This is a genomic window from Gordonia polyisoprenivorans, assembly GCF_017654315.1.
In the GTDB taxonomy this organism is placed as follows: Bacteria; Actinomycetota; Actinomycetes; order Mycobacteriales; family Mycobacteriaceae; genus Gordonia; species Gordonia polyisoprenivorans_A.
On record NZ_CP072203.1, the window covers coordinates 3,236,538 to 3,256,186 of the forward strand.

The 19,649-nt window shown below is 66.8% G+C and carries 20 protein-coding genes; 11 read left to right on the forward strand and 9 right to left on the reverse strand.

Going from position 1 to position 19,649, the window contains the following annotated elements:
• A complete protein-coding gene (locus J6U32_RS14620) occupies window positions 1-375 on the reverse strand; it encodes a hypothetical protein (protein WP_244331975.1) in 375 nt (124 codons plus the stop codon).
• Here J6U32_RS14620 and J6U32_RS14625 point away from each other — a divergent pair.
• On the forward strand, window positions 353-3,175 hold the full coding sequence (locus tag J6U32_RS14625; RefSeq protein ID WP_208790987.1) for an FtsK/SpoIIIE family DNA translocase: 2,823 nt from the start codon (window positions 353-355) through the stop codon (window positions 3,173-3,175). The genes J6U32_RS14620 and J6U32_RS14625 overlap by 23 nt on opposite strands.
• Before the next feature lie 31 nt (window positions 3,176-3,206).
• Here the strand turns inward: J6U32_RS14625 and J6U32_RS14630 are convergent, their stop codons facing one another.
• Window positions 3,207-3,638, reverse strand: coding sequence for an MmcQ/YjbR family DNA-binding protein (locus J6U32_RS14630; protein WP_208790988.1), 432 nt, complete (start codon window positions 3,636-3,638; stop codon window positions 3,207-3,209).
• A 227-nt stretch (window positions 3,639-3,865) separates the two neighbouring features.
• On the opposite strand from J6U32_RS14630, the gene J6U32_RS14635 reads away from it, so the two are divergent.
• Window positions 3,866-4,855 carry a TerC family protein gene (locus J6U32_RS14635; protein ID WP_208790989.1) on the forward strand — a complete coding sequence of 330 codons (990 nt, stop codon included), beginning with the start codon at window positions 3,866-3,868 and terminating at the stop codon, window positions 4,853-4,855.
• Between the two features lie 197 nt (window positions 4,856-5,052).
• Here J6U32_RS14635 and J6U32_RS14640 read toward each other — a convergent pair whose 3' ends face one another.
• Complete coding sequence (locus tag J6U32_RS14640; protein WP_208790990.1) at window positions 5,053-5,340, reverse strand: YciI family protein; 288 nt, start codon at window positions 5,338-5,340, stop codon at window positions 5,053-5,055.
• 61 nt (window positions 5,341-5,401) lie between these two features.
• A complete protein-coding gene (locus J6U32_RS14645; protein WP_208790991.1) occupies window positions 5,402-5,929 on the reverse strand; it encodes an amino-acid N-acetyltransferase in 528 nt (175 codons plus the stop codon).
• 208 nt (window positions 5,930-6,137) lie between these two features.
• Here J6U32_RS14645 and pgsA point away from each other — a divergent pair, with 208 nt between their 5' ends.
• The 7 genes from pgsA to J6U32_RS14680 all read left to right on the forward strand — a co-directional run bounded on the left by pgsA (window position 6,138) and on the right by J6U32_RS14680 (window position 11,942).
• Window positions 6,138-6,842: a CDP-diacylglycerol--glycerol-3-phosphate 3-phosphatidyltransferase gene (pgsA, locus tag J6U32_RS14650; RefSeq protein WP_208790992.1), complete on the forward strand. Its 705-nt coding sequence runs from the start codon at window positions 6,138-6,140 to the stop codon at window positions 6,840-6,842.
• Window positions 6,843-7,183: 341 nt separating this feature from the next.
• Window positions 7,184-7,537 (forward strand): helix-turn-helix domain-containing protein, encoded by a 354-nt coding sequence (locus J6U32_RS14655; RefSeq protein ID WP_208790993.1) that lies wholly within the window; start codon window positions 7,184-7,186, stop codon window positions 7,535-7,537.
• A 285-nt stretch (window positions 7,538-7,822) separates the two neighbouring features.
• Window positions 7,823-8,638, forward strand: coding sequence for a PspA/IM30 family protein (locus J6U32_RS14660; RefSeq protein WP_006371415.1), 816 nt, complete (start codon window positions 7,823-7,825; stop codon window positions 8,636-8,638).
• 29 nt (window positions 8,639-8,667) lie between these two features.
• Window positions 8,668-9,921 carry a glycosyltransferase gene (locus J6U32_RS14665; RefSeq protein WP_244331977.1) on the forward strand — a complete coding sequence of 418 codons (1,254 nt, stop codon included), beginning with the start codon at window positions 8,668-8,670 and terminating at the stop codon, window positions 9,919-9,921.
• On the forward strand, window positions 9,912-10,106 hold the full coding sequence (locus tag J6U32_RS14670; protein WP_006371417.1) for a DUF3046 domain-containing protein: 195 nt from the start codon (window positions 9,912-9,914) through the stop codon (window positions 10,104-10,106). Before J6U32_RS14665 ends, J6U32_RS14670 begins: the two co-directional genes overlap by 10 nt.
• A 250-nt stretch (window positions 10,107-10,356) precedes the next feature.
• Complete coding sequence (gene recA, locus J6U32_RS14675) at window positions 10,357-11,400, forward strand: recombinase RecA (RefSeq protein WP_123925014.1); 1,044 nt, start codon at window positions 10,357-10,359, stop codon at window positions 11,398-11,400.
• The gene (locus tag J6U32_RS14680; RefSeq protein ID WP_244332961.1) at window positions 11,394-11,942 is read left to right on the forward strand and encodes a regulatory protein RecX; all 549 of its coding nucleotides are present in this window, start codon (window positions 11,394-11,396) and stop codon (window positions 11,940-11,942) included. The genes recA and J6U32_RS14680 overlap by 7 nt, the downstream gene beginning before the upstream one ends.
• A gap of 115 nt (window positions 11,943-12,057) precedes the next feature.
• Here J6U32_RS14680 and J6U32_RS14685 read toward each other — a convergent pair whose 3' ends face one another.
• Genes J6U32_RS14685 through J6U32_RS14700 form a run of 4 tightly spaced genes read right to left on the reverse strand, consistent with a single transcriptional unit; the run spans window position 12,058 to window position 15,475 of the window.
• Entirely contained in the window at window positions 12,058-12,948 is an 891-nt protein-coding gene (locus J6U32_RS14685; protein ID WP_208790996.1) for an amino acid ABC transporter permease, read from the reverse strand.
• A complete protein-coding gene (locus J6U32_RS14690) occupies window positions 12,945-13,628 on the reverse strand; it encodes an amino acid ABC transporter permease (protein WP_208790997.1) in 684 nt (227 codons plus the stop codon). The genes J6U32_RS14685 and J6U32_RS14690 overlap by 4 nt, the downstream gene beginning before the upstream one ends.
• A gap of 19 nt (window positions 13,629-13,647) precedes the next feature.
• The gene (locus J6U32_RS14695) at window positions 13,648-14,703 is read right to left on the reverse strand and encodes a glutamate ABC transporter substrate-binding protein (protein WP_208796133.1); all 1,056 of its coding nucleotides are present in this window, start codon (window positions 14,701-14,703) and stop codon (window positions 13,648-13,650) included.
• A gap of 43 nt (window positions 14,704-14,746) precedes the next feature.
• The gene (locus tag J6U32_RS14700; RefSeq protein ID WP_208796134.1) at window positions 14,747-15,475 is read right to left on the reverse strand and encodes an amino acid ABC transporter ATP-binding protein; all 729 of its coding nucleotides are present in this window, start codon (window positions 15,473-15,475) and stop codon (window positions 14,747-14,749) included.
• A gap of 228 nt (window positions 15,476-15,703) precedes the next feature.
• On the opposite strand from J6U32_RS14700, the gene miaB reads away from it, so the two are divergent.
• Window positions 15,704-17,314 carry a tRNA (N6-isopentenyl adenosine(37)-C2)-methylthiotransferase MiaB gene (gene miaB / locus J6U32_RS14705; RefSeq protein WP_432276971.1) on the forward strand — a complete coding sequence of 537 codons (1,611 nt, stop codon included), beginning with the start codon at window positions 15,704-15,706 and terminating at the stop codon, window positions 17,312-17,314.
• Between the two features lie 8 nt (window positions 17,315-17,322).
• Window positions 17,323-18,102, forward strand: a complete 780-nt coding sequence (locus tag J6U32_RS14710; RefSeq protein WP_208790998.1) for an Rv2732c family membrane protein — start codon at window positions 17,323-17,325, stop codon at window positions 18,100-18,102.
• Between the two features lie 45 nt (window positions 18,103-18,147).
• On the opposite strand, the gene J6U32_RS14715 is transcribed toward J6U32_RS14710, so the two are convergent.
• Window positions 18,148-19,581, reverse strand: coding sequence for a DUF349 domain-containing protein (locus J6U32_RS14715; RefSeq protein ID WP_208790999.1), 1,434 nt, complete (start codon window positions 19,579-19,581; stop codon window positions 18,148-18,150).
• Between the last annotated feature and the right edge of the window lie 68 nt (window positions 19,582-19,649).

The following is a 19,649-nucleotide window of genomic DNA, read 5'->3' on the forward strand; positions in this document are numbered from 1 at the left end:
CTAGTCTGTCGGCATGGCTTCGAGAGCGAGCACTGGCACGCGCACGTCCGCATCCCGTGCGTCGGGGGGGTCCTCGTCCACGCGGTCGGGGACATCACGGTCCTCGGGGACGCGCTCACGCACGTCGACGTCAGCATCCCGGTCGAAGAACGCGAGTGCCAAGGCGGCGTCGCCGAAGTCGGGGAAGTCGAGTTCGGGGAAGTCCAGTTCGGCGAGCTCACGGTCATCCGGGTCGGGTACGCGCAGCGCCACCGCGAGCAAGACCCGCACGTCGGGCACATCCCGCGGGGCATCGCGGTCGAGTGCGGCCGCGTCGGCAGACATCTCCCGGCGCAGTCCGGGTGCAGGTGCGGTGGGTGCCGTGGGCAAGGGCATCGGCAAGGGCGTCGGCGCCGGTTGGGGACTCCTGGCACGCGGAGTCGGCGGCGTCGCGCGTGCGGGCTCGGGACGGCGGGGACCGTCGAGCCGGGATGCCGGCAGCGACGACTTCTACGACGATGACTTCCACGACGGTGACTTCCACGACGGTGACTTTCCCGACGACCTCTACGACGACGCCCATGACGACGACGCAGCCGCAGAGTACGACGACCCCGACCTCGACGCCGGCCCGCGTGGCGGGCGACGCGCAGTCGACCGGCGCGCACATCGCGACCGAGCATCGACCACCCGCGACGGTGTCGGCCACACGCACCGGCGCGACGGTGTGGCCCTCGGGTTGTTGGCACTCGCCGTGCTCATCGCGGCCGGAGTGTGGTTCGGCGCAGCCGGTCCCGCCGGGGCCTTCATCAATGCGCTGATGCGTGCGATCGTCGGCTCCCTGGCGGTCGTGATCCCGGTTGCGCTGGTCGGTGCGGCGATCGTCCTGATGCGACGCCCGCCGAACCCGGTGCGTCGGGGCCGCTACATCGGTGCCGCGCTGCTCATTGTGCTGCCGCTGCTGGGACTCATCCATCTGATGGCGGGGTCGCCGACGGATCTCGATGGCCGCTCTGGTGCCGGCGGGTTCCTCGGGTTTGCCGTCGGCGCGCCGCTGACCGCCGGTGCGACGGCATGGGTGTCGGTGCCGATCCTGTTGTTGTGCATGGCCTTTGGTGTTCTGGTCATCAGCGGTCGGACGGTGCGTGACGTGCTCGACGCAGTGCGCACCTATCTCGGACTGACCGCAGGTGTCGACGACTGGGACACCGACGACGACGAACTTCCGTGGGATACCGACGAACCCCATCCCCATGATCCCGACGCCCATGACCGCGACGACTTCGGATCCGACGATCGGTTCGGTGTGTCGTCCGCTCGACGCGGTCGTCCCGCAGGCGACCCGGGGTACTCGCCCGATCCCTACGACAATTACCCGCCAGACCCGGCCGCCGAGAGTCCGCGGCGTTCCCGACGATCCCGTCGTCCGGCACCGGTCAGTGCCGGCGACGTGCTCGCGTCGGCGACGACGGAGCGATTCGGCGACGATGCCACCACGGATCCGTTCGTCGACGAGGTCACCGAACCGCTCGCCGAGCCACCGGCGCCGCGCCGGACGCGCAGCCGACCCGCCGCTCGGGCGACCTCGGAGACCACCAAGCCCGCGCGCGCCACGCCGCCCGCCGCGGCTCCGGCTGCTCCAGCGCCGACCCCCGTCGACGACGACGCGGATGAGCCGTTCACCGTCGAGCCCGCCGACGGCGACTATCGGCTGCCGCCGACCGCCCTGCTGATCGAGGGCGATCCGCCCAAGCAGGGGAGCAGCTCGAACGAGGACATGATCGATCGTGTCACCGGTGTTCTGGAGCAGTTCAAGATCGACGCCGCGGTCACCGGTTACACCCGTGGGCCGACGGTCACCCGGTACGAGGTCGAACTCGGCCCGGGGGTCAAGGTCGAGAAGATCACCGCCTTGCAACGCAACATCGCGTATGCGGTGGCCACCGACAACGTGCGGCTTCTCGCGCCGATCCCGGGTAAATCGGCGGTCGGTATCGAGGTACCCAACTCCGACCGGGAGATGGTGCGTCTCGCCGACGTCCTCACCGCGCCGTCGACCCGCAAGGACGGTCACCCGCTGGTCATCGGCCTCGGCAAGGACATCGAGGGTGACTTCGTCAGCGCGAATCTGGCGAAGATGCCGCACCTGCTGGTCGCCGGCTCGACCGGGTCGGGTAAATCGAGCTTCGTGAACTCGATGCTGGTGTCGCTGCTCACCCGGGCCACACCCGAACAGGTACGGATGATCCTCATCGACCCGAAGATGGTCGAGCTGACCCCGTACGAGGGCATCCCGCATCTGATCACGCCGATCATCACCCAACCGAAGAAGGCCGCAGCCGCGTTGGCATGGCTGGTGGAGGAGATGGAGCAGCGCTACCAGGACATGAAGGCGTCCCGGGTGCGTCACATCGATGACTTCAACGCGAAGGTGCGTTCCGGTGAGATCACCACGCCACTCGGGTCCGAGCGCGTGTACAAGCCGTATCCCTACATCGTGGCGATCGTCGACGAGCTCGCCGACCTGATGATGACCGCCCCGCGCGATGTCGAGGACGCGATCGTGCGTATCACCCAGAAGGCCCGCGCCGCGGGCATTCATCTGGTGCTGGCCACCCAGCGGCCGTCGGTGGACGTGGTGACCGGCCTGATCAAGACCAACGTGCCCTCGCGTCTGGCGTTCGCGACGTCGTCGCTGACCGACTCACGTGTCATCCTCGACCAACCGGGCGCGGAAAAGCTCATCGGCATGGGCGACGGGCTGTTCCTGCCGATGGGGGCGAACAAACCGATCCGCATGCAGGGCGCGTTCATCACCGACGAGGAGATCAGTGCCGTCGTCGACTACGCCAAGGAGCAGGCCGAGCCCGAATACACCGAGGGCGTCACCGCAGCCAAGGCCGGCGGCAAGAAGGACATCGACTCCGACATCGGCAACGATCTCGACGATCTGCTCCAGGCGATCGAGTTGGTCGTCAGCAGCCAGTTCGGCTCGACGTCGATGCTCCAGCGCAAGTTGCGTGTCGGTTTCGCCAAGGCCGGACGACTCATGGATCTGATGGAGACCCGAGGGGTCGTCGGACCGAGCGAGGGGTCCAAGGCCCGCGAGGTGCTGGTGAAGCCGGAGGATCTGGCCGGCGTGATCGCATCGATCAACGGCGGCGGGGAGCAGGACGGCGACACCGAGGCCGAGTAGACCGGGCATGCCGGTCTCGGCAGTCGCGGTCTCAGGTGTCGCCGTGCGCGGCGAGCCAGTCGCGTGCGCGTCGCGCCGAGGCCCGAGACAGCCAGGCATCGGTGACGATCTCGGTCAATTCGTCGACCGAGATCTCACCGATCCTCGACGTCCGAAGCAGCACCGATGGGTGACCGTCGAAGTGCGTGGTCGTGAAGAACGGTGACCTCGGGTCCTGGACGAGCGCCTGTTTGTCGGCTTCCGAGGGCACCCACAGCACCACGACGTCGTCGTAACGGTGTCCGGCCTCGTCGACCGCGTCCGGGCGCGGGGTGCGGAAGAACACGAAACTCTTGCCGCCGACCTGATAGACCGGGCGATCGGGATCGCCGTTCGCGTCGGTGACATACGGCATCGACCGGGCTGCGGCGTGGATGTCGTCCACGGTGGCCGCGCGGGACCGGTGACGTGCCATGGCCGCCATCGTAGGTCGCGTCGTCAGGCGAACCGGTCGAATCGGACATCGTGTAGGGTGGTCGCAGATCGAAGAGGGGAGTATCCCCATCTCGCGGCGGGTCCGTCAATACGGTCGCGGAGCCCGAAGGTGCCGATCACCTTCGGACCGAGGCCCGGATCCCCGGTCGTCCAACGGCGGGAGAGACCTCTGGCATCGCAACCATCTTTGTGCTGCGCGCTGGAGGTAGATCGCTCATGCAAGTCTCGACCACGATGTGGATCATCACGTGTTTGGTGATCCTGGGTCTGTTCATCTTCGATTTCTTCGCCCACGTCCGGGTACCGCACGCTCCCTCCCTCAAGGAATCGGGCATGTGGTCGGCCATCTACATCACGATCGCCGTCATCTTCGGCGGATTCGTGTGGTGGAAATGGGGATCGACGTACGGCGGTGAATATTTCGCCGGGTACGTCACCGAGAAGGCACTCTCGGTCGACAACCTCTTCGTCTTCGTCATCATCATGTCGAAGTTCGCCGTGCCCAAGGAATACCAGCAGAAGGTGCTGCTGCTCGGCATCGTCATGGCGTTGGTGCTGCGTGGTCTGTTCATCGCCGTCGGCGCTGCCGCGATCAACGCGTACAGCTGGGTGTTCTACCTGTTCGGTGCGTTCCTGATCTTCACCGCGATCAAGCTGCTGCGCGAGAGTGACGATCCGGTCGAGCACGAGGAGCAGCGCGAATCGCGTCTGGAACGATTCGTCAAGCGGGTTCTGCGCACCACGGACACCTATGACGGTGACCGCCTGTTCACCCGGATCTCCGGCAAACGGATGGCCACCCCGATGTTGTTGGTGCTCATCGTCATCGGCTTCACCGACATCCTCTTCGCCCTCGACTCCATCCCGGCGATCTACGGACTGACCCAGCAGCCCTACCTGGTGTTCACCGCCAATGCGTTCGCGCTGATGGGTCTGCGTCAGCTGTACTTCCTGCTCGGTGGCCTGCTCGACCGCCTGGTGTACCTGTCCTTCGGCCTGTCGTTCATCCTGGCCTTCATCGGCGTCAAGCTGGTGCTGCACGCGTTGCACGAGAACACCCTGCCGTTCATCAACGGCGGCGAGCACCTGTCGGTCCCGGAGATCTCCACCCCGCTCTCGCTGGGCATCATCGTCGGCACCCTGGTGATCACGACGGTCGCGAGCCTGGTGAGTTCGCGACGACAGAAGGCGGTTCCGCCGACGTGATGAGGTCGGTGCGGTGCGGACCGGAATCGGTCCGCACCGCCTTCCGCCTCATTGCGACGTGTGAAGGAATCCCCGCCGTACCTGCGGTGGGGCGTCGGGGAGACCGGCGTCCGGCGTGAGTGTCAGGGTGCAACCGGTGAGCGTCACGCCGATCGCGGTCACGGCGCCGGCGATCCTGCCCCGCGGTCGTGGCGAGGTCAGTCGTCGAACGGTCCGTACACCTGGGTGAACTCGACGATGCGCACCGAGTCGACGGCCTGGTGTGCGTTGAACGGGTCGTTGGCCATGAATGCCTCGGCAGCGTCGATGTCGCCGTCGACCCGGATCAAGATCAATGCTCCGGAGCCGTCGGGGTATGGACCGCTGAGGAGCACGTTGCCGGCCTGGTGCTCCTCCGACAGCCATTGACGATGGACGGCACGATGGGCGTCGCGGGTGGCCCCCTTGGCCGGCTCGTAGCCGTAATGCACCGCATAAATGGTCACGAAAGAATCTCCTCGCTCTGGTGAATATCGTTCGACACGTTGGGGTTTCGGCTCATCATGTCTATTGTTCGGCGGCCGGCGCATCAAGGTGGACCAGCATCCTGGTGTTGCCCAGCGTATTCGGCTTGACGTAGCTCAGGTCGAGGAACTCCGCGACACCGGTGTCGTAGGAGCGGCACATCTCCTCGAACACCTCTCGGGTGACCGGCGTGCCCTCGATCTCCCGGAACCCGTGTCGGCCGAAGAACTCGGTCTCGAAGGTGAGCACGAAGACGCGTGCGAGTTGCAACTCCCGCGCCACGTCGAGTAGTCGTGCGACGAGCCGGTGGCCGATACCCCGCCCGGAGCACTGCTGATCGACGGCGACGGTACGGACCTCACCGAGGTCGGCCCAGAGTACGTGCAGTGCACCACAACCCACGACAAGCCCGTCGAGTTCGGCCACCCAGAACTCCTGCACGGCCTCGTAGAGCGTGACGAGGTTCTTCTCCAACAGGATTCGCCCGGCGTACTGGTCGATGAGTTCCTTGATGCGCGGAACGTCGGAGGTCCGGGCACGACGGACGACGACCTCGCCACGGGAGTTCATGCATTCATCTTGCCCCCAGGCTGACATGCGCGTCACCGGGAGGCAGGCTCTCGACCGGAGCCGCGACGGGGCACCGGTGACGGGTGGCCGGTCCACGCCCGGATCCGCCGGTCGCCGAGCACGCCTCGGTCGATACCCTGGTGATCGTGCGAATGAACGACACGCGTCCGGCGCCGAGTACAGGAGCCGGCGCCCGGGATGCGGTCTCATGACCGATCGGATGCGCCGGGCGGTCAACGAACGCGGTCTCGCCGACGTCGGGCGGGGACCCGATCACATCACCGATCCCGTCGACCCGGTGCCGGTCGTCAACATCGCCAATGCGCTGACCGTCTTCCGGATCGTCCTGGTACCGGTATTCCTGGTGGTGCTGTTCATCGATGGTGGACACCAGACCTGGTGGCGTGTCGGCGCCGCGGTGATCTTCTGCGTCGCCGCGATCACCGACCACATCGACGGCCGCCTGGCCCGTGGACGCAACCTGGTCACCGACTTCGGCAAACTCGCCGATCCCATCGCCGACAAGGCGCTGATCGGTTCGGCACTGATCGGACTGTCGCTACTCGGGGATCTGTCGTGGTGGATCACCGCGATCATCCTGGTCCGCGAACTCGGCGTCACCGCGCTGCGGTTCTGGGTACTGCGACACGGGGTCATCCCCGCCAGCCGGGGCGGCAAGCTCAAGACGTTGTTGCAGGCCATCGGTATCGGATTGCTGCTCTTTCCGCTGAGTGGGGCGTTTCATCTGCTGGCGGTCATCATCATGTGGGTGGCGGTCGTCATCACGGTGGCCACCGGATTCGATTACGTGTGGCAGGCGCTGCGCCTGCGCCGTTCCGCGCGCCATCGGGCCCGCGGGGCCGCACCGCACCAGGGCGCCCCGATCACCGGGTCGGGCCCCGAACGACACTGACCCGCGGAGACGACACCGGCCCGCGCATCAGAATCGGCTGTCGGATCAGGCATCGTCCGGCGGATAAGGCGGGCCCAGGCCGGGTACTCACGTGTCGGCTCGCGCCGGAGACACGTGTCGGCTCGCCGCGGGAGACGCGGCGACGGTCACGGAATTCGACTACTGTCGTCCACACGCGCGCTCAACGGTTGCCCGCGCGTGACCTTCGGGAACGACACACCCCCGTCGGTCGTTGAACAGCACGGTGGTGGTTCGCCAACACGATGTGGGGCCCAGCACGGGTGGTTCATCGCCACCGGTGGCGGTGTTCGGATGTGCGAGACAGACAGGGAGGAAGCCCGATGGCAATGCTTTTGCGAGAGGCGCTCGGCGACAGCCTGCGTCGCGTTCGCACCCAGCAGGGCCGGACGCTGCGTGAGGTGTCCACCGATGCGCGGGTGAGTCTGGGTTACCTGTCCGAGGTCGAGCGGGGTCAGAAAGAGGCATCCAGCGAACTTCTGGCCGCCATCTGCGACGCTCTCGAGGTGGAGATCGCCGATCTGCTCCTCGACGTCGGCACCGCCATGCGTCCGGACCATGCCACGGCGTCGGCTCAGGCGGCCGACGGTGCCGACCGTGAGGCGGCCATCGCGTCCAAGGTGGTCATCGCGGCACCGGAGGTGCATACACACGCGACCGCGCTGGCGGCAGCCTGACGTCGCCTCGTTCGACGACACCCGTTCGGCGGCGCCGCTTGTCGCCCCGAAATCCGGCGTCTCGGTCGCGTATGCGTTCGGGACTGTCGATGCGGGTGTGAGATGTCGGTGGATCCCTCGATGTCCGGGTGGCCGGGCGACGTGAGGTGTGCGCGATCCGCGAGATCCGGGTATCCCCGGGGTAATCCCCCAACTGAATGCCGGACTGCATCGCACCGCCGACCGAGACGCTAGATTGGTGTGCAGACCGACGCGAAACCGTTCTGAATGGAGCTGACGAGAAGCATGGCGAACCCGTTCGTGAAGATGTGGCGCTATCTGATGGCACTCGGCAACGCGAAGATCGACGAGAATGCCGACCCGAAGATCCAGATCCAGCAGGCGATCGAGGATGCGCAGCGCCAGCATCAGGCGCTCTCGCAGCAGGCGGCGTCGGTGATCGGCAACCAGCGTCAGCTCGAGATGAAGCTCAATCGTCAACTCGAAGAGGTCGAGCGGCTGCAGGCCAACACCCGTCAGGCGCTGACCTTGGCCGATCAGGCCAATGCCGCAGGCGATGCGCAGAAGGCGCAGGAGTACACCAACGCGGCTGAGGCCTTCGCTGCTCAGCTCGTCACCGCCGAACAGGGCGTCGAGGACCTGAAATCGCTGCACGATCAATCCCTGCAGGCCGCGCAGCAGGCCAAGCAGGCGGTCGAACGCAATGCGATGATCTTGCAGCAGAAGCTCGCCGAACGCTCCAAGCTGCTCAGCCAGCTCGAGCAGGCCAAGATGCAGGAGCAGGTCAGCGCCTCTCTCAATCAGATGAGTGAGCTCTCGGTGCCGGGCAACACCCCGAGCCTCGACCAGGTGCGCGAGAAGATCGAGCGACGCTACGCCAACGCGCTCGGTTCCGCCGAACTGGCGAAGAATTCGGTGCAGGGCCGGATGGCCGAGGTCGAGCAGGCCGGCGTGCAGATGGCCGGGCATGCGCGTCTCGAACAGATTCGTGCCAGCATGTCCGGCGGCTCGCTGCCGACCGGGGGAGCGGCCTCCCCGGCGGCGCAGCCGGCTCCGGGACTGACGAAGCCTACCACCGAGCCGCCGCAGACGGGCAACTGACCTCACCGTTGCCGCCGACGTCGTCTCCGGTGGCCCCCCGGAAGGTCGCCATTGTCGCCGGTCCGGACGCCGGACACGCGTTCCCGGCGTTTGCGTTGGCGGAAAAGCTTGCAGCGCAAGATATCTCGGCTACGGTCTGGACCGGCGCCGTGTGGCACGAGGTGGCGCGCTCGCGCGGACTCGACGTCGCGGAGTTACCCGGCCTGCGTGCTCGGGCCACCGACGACGATTCCGATGCCGGCGCCAAGCTCGGTGCGCGCGCCGCCCGCATGGCCGTTGCGCTTGCACCGGTGCTCGCCGCCCGGGGAACCGATCTGGTGATCTCCGATGTCATCACCGTCGGCGGGCTGTGGGCGGCGGAGCTGTGCGGAATCCCCGCGATCGAGTTGTCGCCGCATCCGCTCTACCTGCCGTCGCGGGGATTGCCGCCCATCGGCGCCGGGCTGAGCCCGGGTGACGGGGTCGGTGGTCGACTCCGCGACATCGCGCTGCGCACGGCGAGCAATGTCTCCGTCCGTGCCGGTGAGCGTCAGCGTGCGATCGCACGGCGGGGGATCGGTTTGGCGGAGTCTCCTGCCGGCCTTCCCCGACTGATCGCGACCCTGCCCGCGCTCGAGGTCCCCCGACCGGACTGGCCGACGCGGGCGCACCTCGTCGGACCACTGCTGTGGGAGCCCACCGACGTGATCGTCGAACCGCCGCCGGGCGCCGGCCCCGTGGTGGTGGTGGCGCCGTCGACCGCGGTGATCGGTGCGGCCGACATGCTCACCGAGACGCTGGCCGGATTGGCCGAACTGGCATCGAGAGATCCTGTGCGCGTGGTCATCTCGGCGCTCGACCCACCAGGGGCCGAGGGGTTCGGGGCGCCCGGGCTGTCGGTGACCGCCGGACTGGGACGGCAAGATCAGCTCGTGGCCCGAGCCGATGTGGTGGTATGCGGAGGTGGTCACGGGATGCTGGCGAAGTCGTTGTCGGCAGGGGTACCGGTGGTCACCGTTCCCGGCGGCGGTGATCAGTGGGAATTGGCCAACCGGGTGGCCCGACAGGGCAGCGGCATGCTGGTGCGGCCGGTCGAGGGGCACGCGATCGCCGAGGCGGTCGCCACGGTGCTCGGCGATTCGGGGTATGCGCGCGCTGCGGCATCGGCTGCCGCATCGGCGTCGGACGTGGTGGACCCGGTGCGCGTGGCGTGCGAGGTGTACCGTCGGTCGGTCGCCGGGGATGCGCTCGGACACGGCGGTGGGTACCGGACGGGCAAAGGGGGAGTGCCGCGATGCGATTGACCGAGTTCACCGAGTTGATCACCGAGGAGTTCGGCACGATGTCGGCGGACTCGATCCTGTCCGATCACGTGCTCACCGAACTCGGTGGACGGACGGGCGCGCAGGCGATCGAGGCGGGCGTCGATCCGCGCGATGTATGGGTGGCGATCTGTCGGGACTTCGACGTGCCGCGCCACCGCTGGTAGAACTCGCGCTGGTGGTCACGCTGGTAGAAGTCGCCCGGAACCCGCGTGTCGGACTTGCCATCGAACACATGTTCACGCAATTCTGTAGGGGTGTGGAACCAACTCGGCACCGGGTGCGTCCAAAGCTCTCGTGAGGACGTGAACGGTTTTGTCGGACCCCGTCGCTAACGTCCTTCACGAATCACACCGATACCGACGACCCACCCGATGACCGCCGGAGTACCCGGCGCACAGACACGAGGAGACAGCCATGGCAGCAGCGCCCCAGGATCGTGAGAAGGCGCTCGATCTCGCACTCGCACAGATCGACAAGAACTTCGGCAAGGGCTCGGTCATGCGGCTCGGCGAAGAGACCCGACAGCCGATCGAGGTGATCCCGACCGGCTCGATCGCCCTCGACGTCGCGCTGGGTATCGGCGGACTCCCGCGCGGCCGCGTCGTCGAGATCTACGGCCCGGAATCGTCGGGTAAGACCACCGTCGCCCTGCATGCGGTCGCCAACGCACAGGCCCAGGGCGGTATCGCGGCGTTCATCGACGCCGAGCACGCGCTCGATCCGGATTACGCGGCCAAGCTCGGCGTGGACGTCGATGCCCTGCTGGTGTCGCAGCCGGACACCGGTGAGCAGGCGTTGGAGATCGCCGACATGCTGATCCGCTCCGGTGCCCTCGACATCCTCGTCATCGACTCGGTTGCCGCACTGGTGCCCAAGGCCGAGATCGAGGGTGAGATGGGCGATTCGCATGTCGGTCTGCAGGCCCGCCTGATGAGCCAGGCGCTGCGCAAGATGACCTCGGCGTTGAGCAATTCCAACACCACCGCGATCTTCATCAACCAGCTGCGCGAGAAGATCGGCGTGATGTTCGGCTCACCGGAGACCACCACGGGCGGTAAGGCACTCAAGTTCTACTCGTCGGTGCGTCTGGACGTCCGTCGCATCGAGACCCTGAAGGACGGCACCGACGCCGTCGGCAACCGCACGCGCGTCAAGGTCGTCAAGAACAAGGTGGCACCGCCGTTCAAGCAGGCCGAGTTCGACATCCTCTACGGACACGGCATCTCCAAGGAGGGCTCGCTCATCGACATGGGTGTGGCCGAAGGCTTCATCCGCAAGTCCGGCTCGTGGTTCACCTACGAGGGCGATCAGCTCGGTCAGGGCAAGGAGAACGCCCGGAAGTTCCTGCTCGAGAACGACGACATCCGCGACGAGATCGAGAAGAAGATCAAGGAGAAGCTGGGCATCGGCGCGGTGGTCGACGCCGATGACGTTGCTCCGGCTCCGGTGGAATTCTGACCGGCGCAACCGAACCCCGCGGCGCAACCGACTCCCGCGGCGCAACCGGCCCCACGGCGTGGGATGTGGCGTTGCGACTGCTGGGAGTCCGGGCGCGGTCGCGCGGCGAGATGCAGGAGCGGCTGGGTCGGCGCGGCTTCGACGCCGACACGGTGGCCGATGTGATGCGGCGCCTGGATTCCGCGGGTATGCTCGACGATGAGGACTTCGCCTCCGAGTGGGTGCGGTCACGCCACACCCACTCGGGACGCGGACGCGTGGCGCTACGTCACGAGCTCAAGGCGAAGGGCGTGGATGCGGCAACGATCGAGAATGCGTTGGCCGACATCGACCCCGAGGACGAGCGTGCCGTGGCCGGCCGTCTGGTCGCCAAGAAACTGACTCCGCGTGTGCTCGAGCAGGTGGCCGATCGCACCGAGCGGGACAAGCACTTTCGTCGACTGGTGGGCATGCTGGTCCGCCGCGGGTATCCGCAGTCCCTGGCGATCGACGTCGTCGGCGAGCACCTCGACGCTGCGGCCGGAATGGACTCGGCGGAGTGAATTGATCGCGCCGAGCCGAGAAACAGCTCGATCAGTATGACGTTTCACCCGGAATCCGGGCGAAACGTCATACTGATCGGCAACATCGTCTGATCGATACGGGCCTGGAGTGCCGTTATCGCGGACCGAAGTTCGGCATGTTCTCCATGGCGCCGAGATCCACGTCCTCACCGTGGGGGACGTCGGTTCTGCGGCGTCCCCGGCGCAACGTCTTCTCGATGAACGTCGCCAGAGACGACAGTCCGAAGTTGATGATGATCATCACCACCGCCACCACGACGAGGGCGGGCAGGTAGTTGCCGTAGTACGACGCCGACTGGATGCCCGACCGGACCACCTCGACGTAGCCGATGGCGTAGCCGAGTGCGGAGTCCTTCAGTGCGATGACCATCTGCGAGATCAGGGCGGGCAGCATCGCGGTGATCGCCTGCGGCAGTAGCACGATGCGCATCATCTGGGACTTGCGCAGTCCCAACGCCATCGACGCCTCGGTCTGTCCCTTGGGCAGTGAGTTGATGCCCGAACGCAGGATTTCGGCGATCACCGACCCGTTGTAGAGGGTCAGGCCCGTGACGACCGCCGCGAACGCCAACTGCGAGGAGGGGAACACCGCGTAATCGGCGAACAGGTAGTAGGCGAAGATCATCAGGATCAGCACCGGGATGGCGCGGAAAATTTCGACGAACAAGCCGGTCAGCGTCCGCACCCACAGGTGATCGGACAGTCGGCCGATGCCGAGCACCGAACCGAGGATCATGGCGAAGATGATCGACAGGAACGCCGCTTTCAGGGTTCCCCAGAGACCCGGCAGGATGTAGGTCGTCCAGGTGGTCCCGGTGACGAAGGGATTCCATTTCTCACCGGTCAGCTGATCGTTGTCGGTGAGGACGAGGACCACGTACACGACGACCGCGACGATCACCGCGAGGAAGATCGCGGCGATGATCGCATTGCGAATCCGTGCCTTCGGTCCGGGTGCGTCGTAGAGAACTGTTGCGCCGCTCATCGTTTCACCGCCAGTCGCTTGGCGAGGTAGCCGAAGACGGCGCCCTCGATCAGGGTGATGATCATGAAGCCGATGGCGATGATCACGAAGATCGCGACGATCTCATTGGCGTGGTCCTCGATCTGTTCCTTCATCAGCAGCGAGGCTTCGGCGACCCCGATCACCGAGGCGATCGTGGTGTTCTTGGTCAGGGCGATCAACACGCTGCCCAGTGGTCCGATCACCGCGCGCAACGCTTGTGGCAGCACGATGATCCCGAAGACCTGCGTGAAACCCAGGCCCAGGGAGCGGGCGGCCTCGGCCTGCCCGATCGGGACGGTGTTGAAACCCGATCGCAGTGTCTCGCAGACGAAGGTGGCCGTGTAGAGGATGAAGGCCAGCACCGCCAGGCGGAAGTTGTTGTTCTCGATGAAGGTGTTGTTGTCCGGAGCCAATGCCAGACCGAGGTTTTGATAGAGGCCCACCGAGCAGAAGATGATGATCAGTGTCAGCGGCGTGTTGCGCACGATGTTGACGTAGGTGGCGCCGAACCAGCGCATCACCGGAACGGGGGAGACCCGCATCCCGGCCAGGATGATGCCCCAGATGAGCGCGCCGAGCGCCGACCAGAAGGTGAGTTCCAGGGTCACCTTGAACGCGGGCCACAGTTGTGGCCCCATGTCCGACCAGAGTTCATTCATGGTTGTTCACCTGCCTTCCTCAGCTCAGTCCCGGCGGGCACGGGGTGGACGTGGAGTTGACGATCTTGTCGACGGCCTGCGGTCCGGGATCGGGTAGGAACTTGTAGCTCGATCCGGGCGCGGCGGCACGGGCCATCATCTCGTCGACATACTGATTGCCGATCGCCTTGCGCAGCGCCGCCTCCCATGCGGATTCGCCTCCACCCGGGCCCGGCTGGAGCATGGCGTCGAGTGCCTCGTCCACGGCGGTGATCGCGTCGGGGTAGTTCTTGGCCATGCCGATGCCGTAGTTCTCGGTGGAGAACGGCGCACCCTGCTTCTTGAGGACCTTCTTGCCGCTGCTGGTCACGCACGCGTCCTTGGGATAGGTCATCCCGACGAGCTTGAACTCGTCGGGGAAGAAGTCGGCGTAACCGGCGAGGATGACCTCGTCGGTGGTCAACGCGTCGACCTTGCCGCGACGCACGGCCTCCACGCACGACGAGTACGAGTCGTACTCCTGCAGTTGCACTCCGGGTAGCTGCGCCTTGACGTTCTGCGCCGACGTCGACCCGGTGACCGAGCAGAGTTTCTTGCCCTTGTTCAGATCGGTGAGCGAGGTGATCGAGTTGTCGTCCTCGCGGACGAGCAGCGCCTGATAGTTGATCAGGTAGGGCCCGGCGAAGCTGACCTGCTTCGCGCGGGAGGCGTTGATCGAGTAGGTGGCCGCGATCATGTCGACCTCACCGTTGTTGATGAGCGTCTCGCGCTGGGCTGACGGTGTCTCGCGCCAGGTGATCTCGGGGTGAGCCACCTTGAGCTGATCGGCGATGTGATTGACGACGTAGGTCGACATCGACGGGTCGAATCCGGTGACGCTTCGGTCGGGGTTGCGGATACCCAGGCCGGGCTGGTCGTACTTGGTGCCCAGAACCACTTTTCCGTTGCGAATGGAGTCGAGCAGATTGCGGGGTTCGGAACTGCCGCAGGCGGTCAGGCAGGCGGCGAGGACCGCGGCCACGAGCACCGCGGCGCCCAGGGCCGCGGAGCGTCCGCGTCGCCGATGACCGGAGGTCTGTGGAAAACGTTGTCGCATATGTCTTGTCGATGATCCCGGGGTGTTGGTGGGGTTGGCCATCTCAGTGACCCAGGATCTTCGACAGGAAGTCCTTGGCGCGGTCGGACTGCGGGTTGTCGAAGAAGGACTCGGGGTCGGAATCCTCGACGACCGCGCCGTCGGCCATGAAGATGACGCGGTCGGCGGCCTTGCGGGCGAAGCCCATCTCGTGGGTGACCACGAGCATCGTCATGCCCTCCTTGGCCAGCGAGACCATGACGTCGAGGACCTCGTTGACCATCTCCGGGTCGAGGGCCGAGGTGGGCTCGTCGAACAGCATGATCTTGGGGTTCATGGCCAGGGATCGGGCGATCGCCACGCGTTGCTGCTGTCCGCCGGATAGCTGCGCCGGGTACTTGTCCTTCTGACTGGCGATGCCCACCCGCTCGAGGAGCTGGAGGGCGTGCTTCTCGGCCTTGGCCTTGTTCTGTTTGCGGACCTTCGTCGGCGCGAGTGTGACGTTCTGCAGGATCGTCTTGTGTGCGAACAGGTTGAACGACTGGAAGACCATGCCGACATCGGCGCGCAGGCGCGCGAGATCCTTACCCTCGGCGGGTAGCAACTCACCTTCGATGCGGATCTCGCCGCTATCGATCGGTTCGAGACGATTGATCGTGCGGCACAGGGTCGATTTACCCGATCCCGAGGGGCCGAGCACGACCACGACCTGCCCGCGTGGAACGTCGAGGTTGATGTCCTTGAGGACGTGGAGCTCACCGAAGTGCTTCTGCACATTCGTCATGGCGATCATCGGCGGTGAATCGGCGGCGGTCGCCGCACCCGGCGCCGCGTTCGGGGATTCGGTCATACGTCACAACCCTAATGGGGACAAGTCCGAACGGCGCGGCAAATGCGACACCTGCGTGTCCGATTCAGGAGGAAACGGGTAGTCACGTGCACTTTTCCGCTCAAGCTCCCCGACGTGACCCCGCCCGTAGGCCCGACAGCCGATTTGCCCCCGCCCCGTACTCTGGACCGAGTGAGTATCGACCTGTCCGAATCCGCAGCGACCTCGCCGAATGTCGGTGTGGGCGACGACGTCGTGCGTCGCTATCAGGTCCGCACCTACGGCTGCCAGATGAACGTCCATGACTCCGAGCGCATCTCGGGGTTGCTCGAGGAGGCGGGCTACATCCGGGCCGACTCCGACGACGACGCCGACCTTGTGGTCTTCAACACATGCGCGATCCGGGAGAACGCCGACAACAAGCTCTACGGCAATCTGTCGCATCTGGCGCCGGTGAAGGCCGCTCGGCCGGGTATGCAGATCGCCGTGGGCGGTTGTCTGGCGCAGAAGGACAAGGACGCGGTGCTGGGCCGGGCGCCGTGGGTCGACGTCGTCTTCGGCACACACAACATCGGGTCGTTGCCGGTGTTGCTCGAACGCGCGCGCCACAACGAGGCCGCCCAGGTCGAGATCCGTGACTCCCTCGAAGCATTTCCCTCGACCTTGCCGGCGAAACGCGAATCCGCCTATGCCGGTTGGGTTTCGGTGTCGGTGGGATGTAACAACACGTGCACGTTCTGCATCGTGCCGTCGTTGCGTGGCAAGGAGGTCGATCGCCGGCCCGGCGACGTGCTCGCCGAGGTGAGCGCCCTCGTCGACACCGGTGTGCTCGAGGTGACCCTGCTCGGGCAGAACGTCAACGCCTATGGCATGTCCTTCGCCGACCCGGACACCCCGCGCAACCGCGGTGCGTTCGCCGAACTGCTGCGCGCCTGCGGCGACATCGACGGGCTCGAGCGCGTGCGGTTCACCTCGCCCCATCCGGCGGAGTTCACCGACGATGTCATCGAGGCGATGGCCCACACGCCGAATGTCTGCCCGCAGCTGCACATGCCGCTGCAATCCGGGTCCGACCGGATATTGAAGTCGATGCGCCGCAGCTATCGGCGTACCCGCTTCCTCGGCATCCTCGAGAAGGTCCGTGCGGCGATGCCGCACGCCGCCATCACCACCGACATCATCGTCGGCTTCCCCGGCGAGACCGAGGACGACTTCGTCCAGACCCTCGAGGTGGTCGAACAAGCCCGCTTCGCCAGCGCCTTCACCTTCCAGTACTCGCCGCGACCGGGTACGCCCGCGGCCACGATGGACGAGCAGGTGCCGCCGGAGGTCGTCTCCGAGCGGTACCGACGCCTGATCGAACTCCAGGAGCAGATCTGTCTGTCGGAGAACCGGGCGATCATCGGCCGGGAGGTCGAGTTGCTCGTGGTCGCCGACGAGGGCCGCAAGAGCGCGCACTCGCACCGCATGACCGGTCGCGCGCGGGACGGCCGGCTGGTTCATTTCCGTCCCGGGGACCGCGCCACGGCGATCCGTCCCGGTGACATCGTGACCACCGAGGTCACCGAGGCTGCGCCGCACCACCTCATCGCCGACGCCGGGGTGGCCGGGCATCGGCGCACCCGAGCCGGTGACGCACACGAACAGAGCCGGACCCCGACGACTCCGCCGGTGGGCGTCGGCCTCGGTATCCCCGGCATCGGTCCCGCGCCGGTCGTCGCGGAGGACAACGGCTGCGGTGCCGGGGCCTGTGGGGCCGGTCCCGCGGATCCCGGGCGCGTGATGGCGACGGCAGGACAGTGAGGGACGACATGAGTATCGACGATCAGAACCCGCAGGACTCCGACCGACGCGACGGCGACGACGTCGCGGGTGCGGCCGACGGAGAATCCGCGGCGACGCGTGAACGCCGCGAGAACCTGCGGGGCGACAAGGCGCTCTCGGAACTCCTCGGTCGCGATGTCCGGCGTCCGTCCGGATCGTCGGAGAGCCTTGCCGACCTGGCTGCCTATGAGAACGACCTGCGCAAGGCCGAACGCAAGGTGGCCGGCGAGATCAACCCGGGTGCGCGCGCCATCGTCGTGGCGGTCGCGGTGCTGCTCGCGATGGTGTCGCTGGTGCTACCGCACACCGGGTCGGCCAGCGGGATCGACGTGCTGACGATGTCGGCGAATGCGGTGACCGAGCGGGTGGCGGTGACCTCCCGGGTCTTCGTCTATCTGCTGGTGATCTTCGGGATCGGCGCATCGATGCTCGCACTGCTCACCCGGCGCTGGATCATCGCGTGGGTCGCATTGTGCGGATCGGCCGTCGCCTGCGTTGCCGGGATGCTGGCCTGGTGGACCCGCAACACCCCGGGCGTCGGCGGGATCGAGCCGCCGTCCGGCGTCGGGATCGGGCTGATCCTCGGCTGGATCGCGGTCTTCGTGCTCACCTTCCACTGGGCGCGGGTCGTGTGGGCACGCAGCACCTATCACCTCGCCATCGCCGAACAGCGCCGGGTCGAGGCCGCCAAACGCGAGGAGGCGACCCGCCGCATCCGCGGCCGGACCGACTTCCGTCCACCCACCGACGGTGGCACCGGGGCCTGACCGGCGGTGACACCAGAGCCTGAGCGGCGGTGACCCGACGCGGGCTCAGAGCTCGTCGATCGCGGTCTGGGCGGCCTGAGCCCACTCGTGCCACTGTGCCGCCTGCTCGCGCAGCTTGGCCGCGTCACGTGCTTTGCCGCGCTCCTCGGCCTTGCGGGCCTGTTCTTCCAATTGCGCTGCGCGGTCGGCGAATTGGGCGGCGCGTGCCTGCGCCTCCGGGTCGGTGCGCTGCCATTGTGCGTCCTCGGCGTCGCGAATCCGCTTCTCGAGGGCGCGGGCCCGGCTCTCGAGACTGTGCATCTGCTCCCGGGGGACCTTGCCGATCTCGTCCCACTTGTCGCGGAACGCACGGAACTCGCGGCGCGCCGCCTCGAGGTCGGCGGCGGGATCGATGGCGGCCTCGGCGGCGGCGAGCAACTCGAGTTTCGCCTGGCCGTTGGCGGTGAACTCGGCATCGCGCTCGGAGGCGACCGCATTACGTGCGGCGAAGAACACGTCCTGCGCGGCCTTGAAACGCTGCCACAGTGCTTCGTCGGCGTCGCGGGGGGCGCGGCCCGCCGCTTTCCACTCACCCAGCAGTTCCCGGAAGCGGGCCGAGGTCGGACCCCAGTCGGTCGACGACGACAATTCCTCGGCCTGCGCGATCAACTCCTCCTTGCGCGCCTTGGCGCCGGCACGTACCCGGTCGAGCTCGGCGAAATGTGCACCCCGTCGGCGGTTGAACGCGTCTCGCGCCTTCGCGTACCGCTTCCACAGCACGTCGTCGGTCTTGCGGTCGATGCCCTTGATCGACTTCCATTCGTCGAGGATCGCCCGCAACCGGTCTCCCGACGTCTTCCACTGGGTGGACTCCGCGCCGATCGTCTCGGCCTCGGCGGCTAGTTCCTCCTTGCGGGCGATCGCGGCAGCGCGGGTGGCCTCCCGCTCGGCCTTGAGTGAGTCGGCGACCTCGTCCGCGGTCCCGACGATCGCCGACAACCGCTCGGCGAGCGCATCGACATCACCGATCACCGCGGCGTCGGGGAGAGTCTCCAGAAGATGCTTGGCGGCGGCCTGTGCCTTGCGCGGATCGCCGGACCGCGCGGCGAGGCGTTCCTCGAGGATCTCGACCTCGGTTGCCAGATCGTCGAATCGCCGCCCGAAGTGTTCGAGCCCGTCCTCGATGGACCCGGCTTGCCACGATCCGATCTGTCGTTCGCCGGAGGAGGTCTTCAGCCATACGACGCCGTCGGCATCGATCCGCCCGAACCGATGGGGATCTGTGTGCGGCAACGGATTCGGGGTGACCACCGGGATCGGGGCGGACGCTGCCGGTCCCGGTTGGGGACGAGGCCGCGGCCCGGGACGCGGGCCCGGGCGAGGGCCGGGTTTGGGCGCCGGGGGCGAGGCCGCCGGTGCCGTGGTGGGTGCGCTGGTCTCGGTATCGCCACCGCTGGCCTCGTGCCCGCTGTTCTCCGGTGTCCCGTCTGGTCCGCTCATGTGCAGGTGCCCCTTCCCGCCTCGTGGTGCCGCGCGTCACGGCTGCCGTTCACTTCGATCCCCGACCG

Coding starts and splice junctions, on each gene's coding strand:
- J6U32_RS14655 (WP_208790993.1), top strand. CDS start 7,184: ATGGCAATGCTTTTGCGAGAGGCGCTCGGCGACAGCCTGCGTCGCGTT.
- J6U32_RS14700 (WP_208796134.1), bottom strand. CDS start 15,475: ATGATCGCCATGACGAATGTGCAGAAGCACTTCGGTGAGCTCCACGTC.
- J6U32_RS14695 (WP_208796133.1), bottom strand. CDS start 14,703: ATGCGACAACGTTTTCCACAGACCTCCGGTCATCGGCGACGCGGACGC.
- J6U32_RS14715 (WP_208790999.1), bottom strand. CDS start 19,581: ATGAGCGGACCAGACGGGACACCGGAGAACAGCGGGCACGAGGCCAGC.
- J6U32_RS14710 (WP_208790998.1), top strand. CDS start 17,323: ATGAGTATCGACGATCAGAACCCGCAGGACTCCGACCGACGCGACGGC.
- J6U32_RS14670 (WP_006371417.1), top strand. CDS start 9,912: ATGCGATTGACCGAGTTCACCGAGTTGATCACCGAGGAGTTCGGCACG.
- J6U32_RS14630 (WP_208790988.1), bottom strand. CDS start 3,638: ATGGCGGCCATGGCACGTCACCGGTCCCGCGCGGCCACCGTGGACGAC.
- J6U32_RS14660 (WP_006371415.1), top strand. CDS start 7,823: ATGGCGAACCCGTTCGTGAAGATGTGGCGCTATCTGATGGCACTCGGC.
- recA (WP_123925014.1), top strand. CDS start 10,357: ATGGCAGCAGCGCCCCAGGATCGTGAGAAGGCGCTCGATCTCGCACTC.
- J6U32_RS14645 (WP_208790991.1), bottom strand. CDS start 5,929: ATGAACTCCCGTGGCGAGGTCGTCGTCCGTCGTGCCCGGACCTCCGAC.
- J6U32_RS14685 (WP_208790996.1), bottom strand. CDS start 12,948: ATGAGCGGCGCAACAGTTCTCTACGACGCACCCGGACCGAAGGCACGG.
- J6U32_RS14620 (WP_244331975.1), bottom strand. CDS start 375: ATGCCCTTGCCCACGGCACCCACCGCACCTGCACCCGGACTGCGCCGG.
- J6U32_RS14635 (WP_208790989.1), top strand. CDS start 3,866: ATGCAAGTCTCGACCACGATGTGGATCATCACGTGTTTGGTGATCCTG.
- J6U32_RS14690 (WP_208790997.1), bottom strand. CDS start 13,628: ATGAATGAACTCTGGTCGGACATGGGGCCACAACTGTGGCCCGCGTTC.
- pgsA (WP_208790992.1), top strand. CDS start 6,138: ATGACCGATCGGATGCGCCGGGCGGTCAACGAACGCGGTCTCGCCGAC.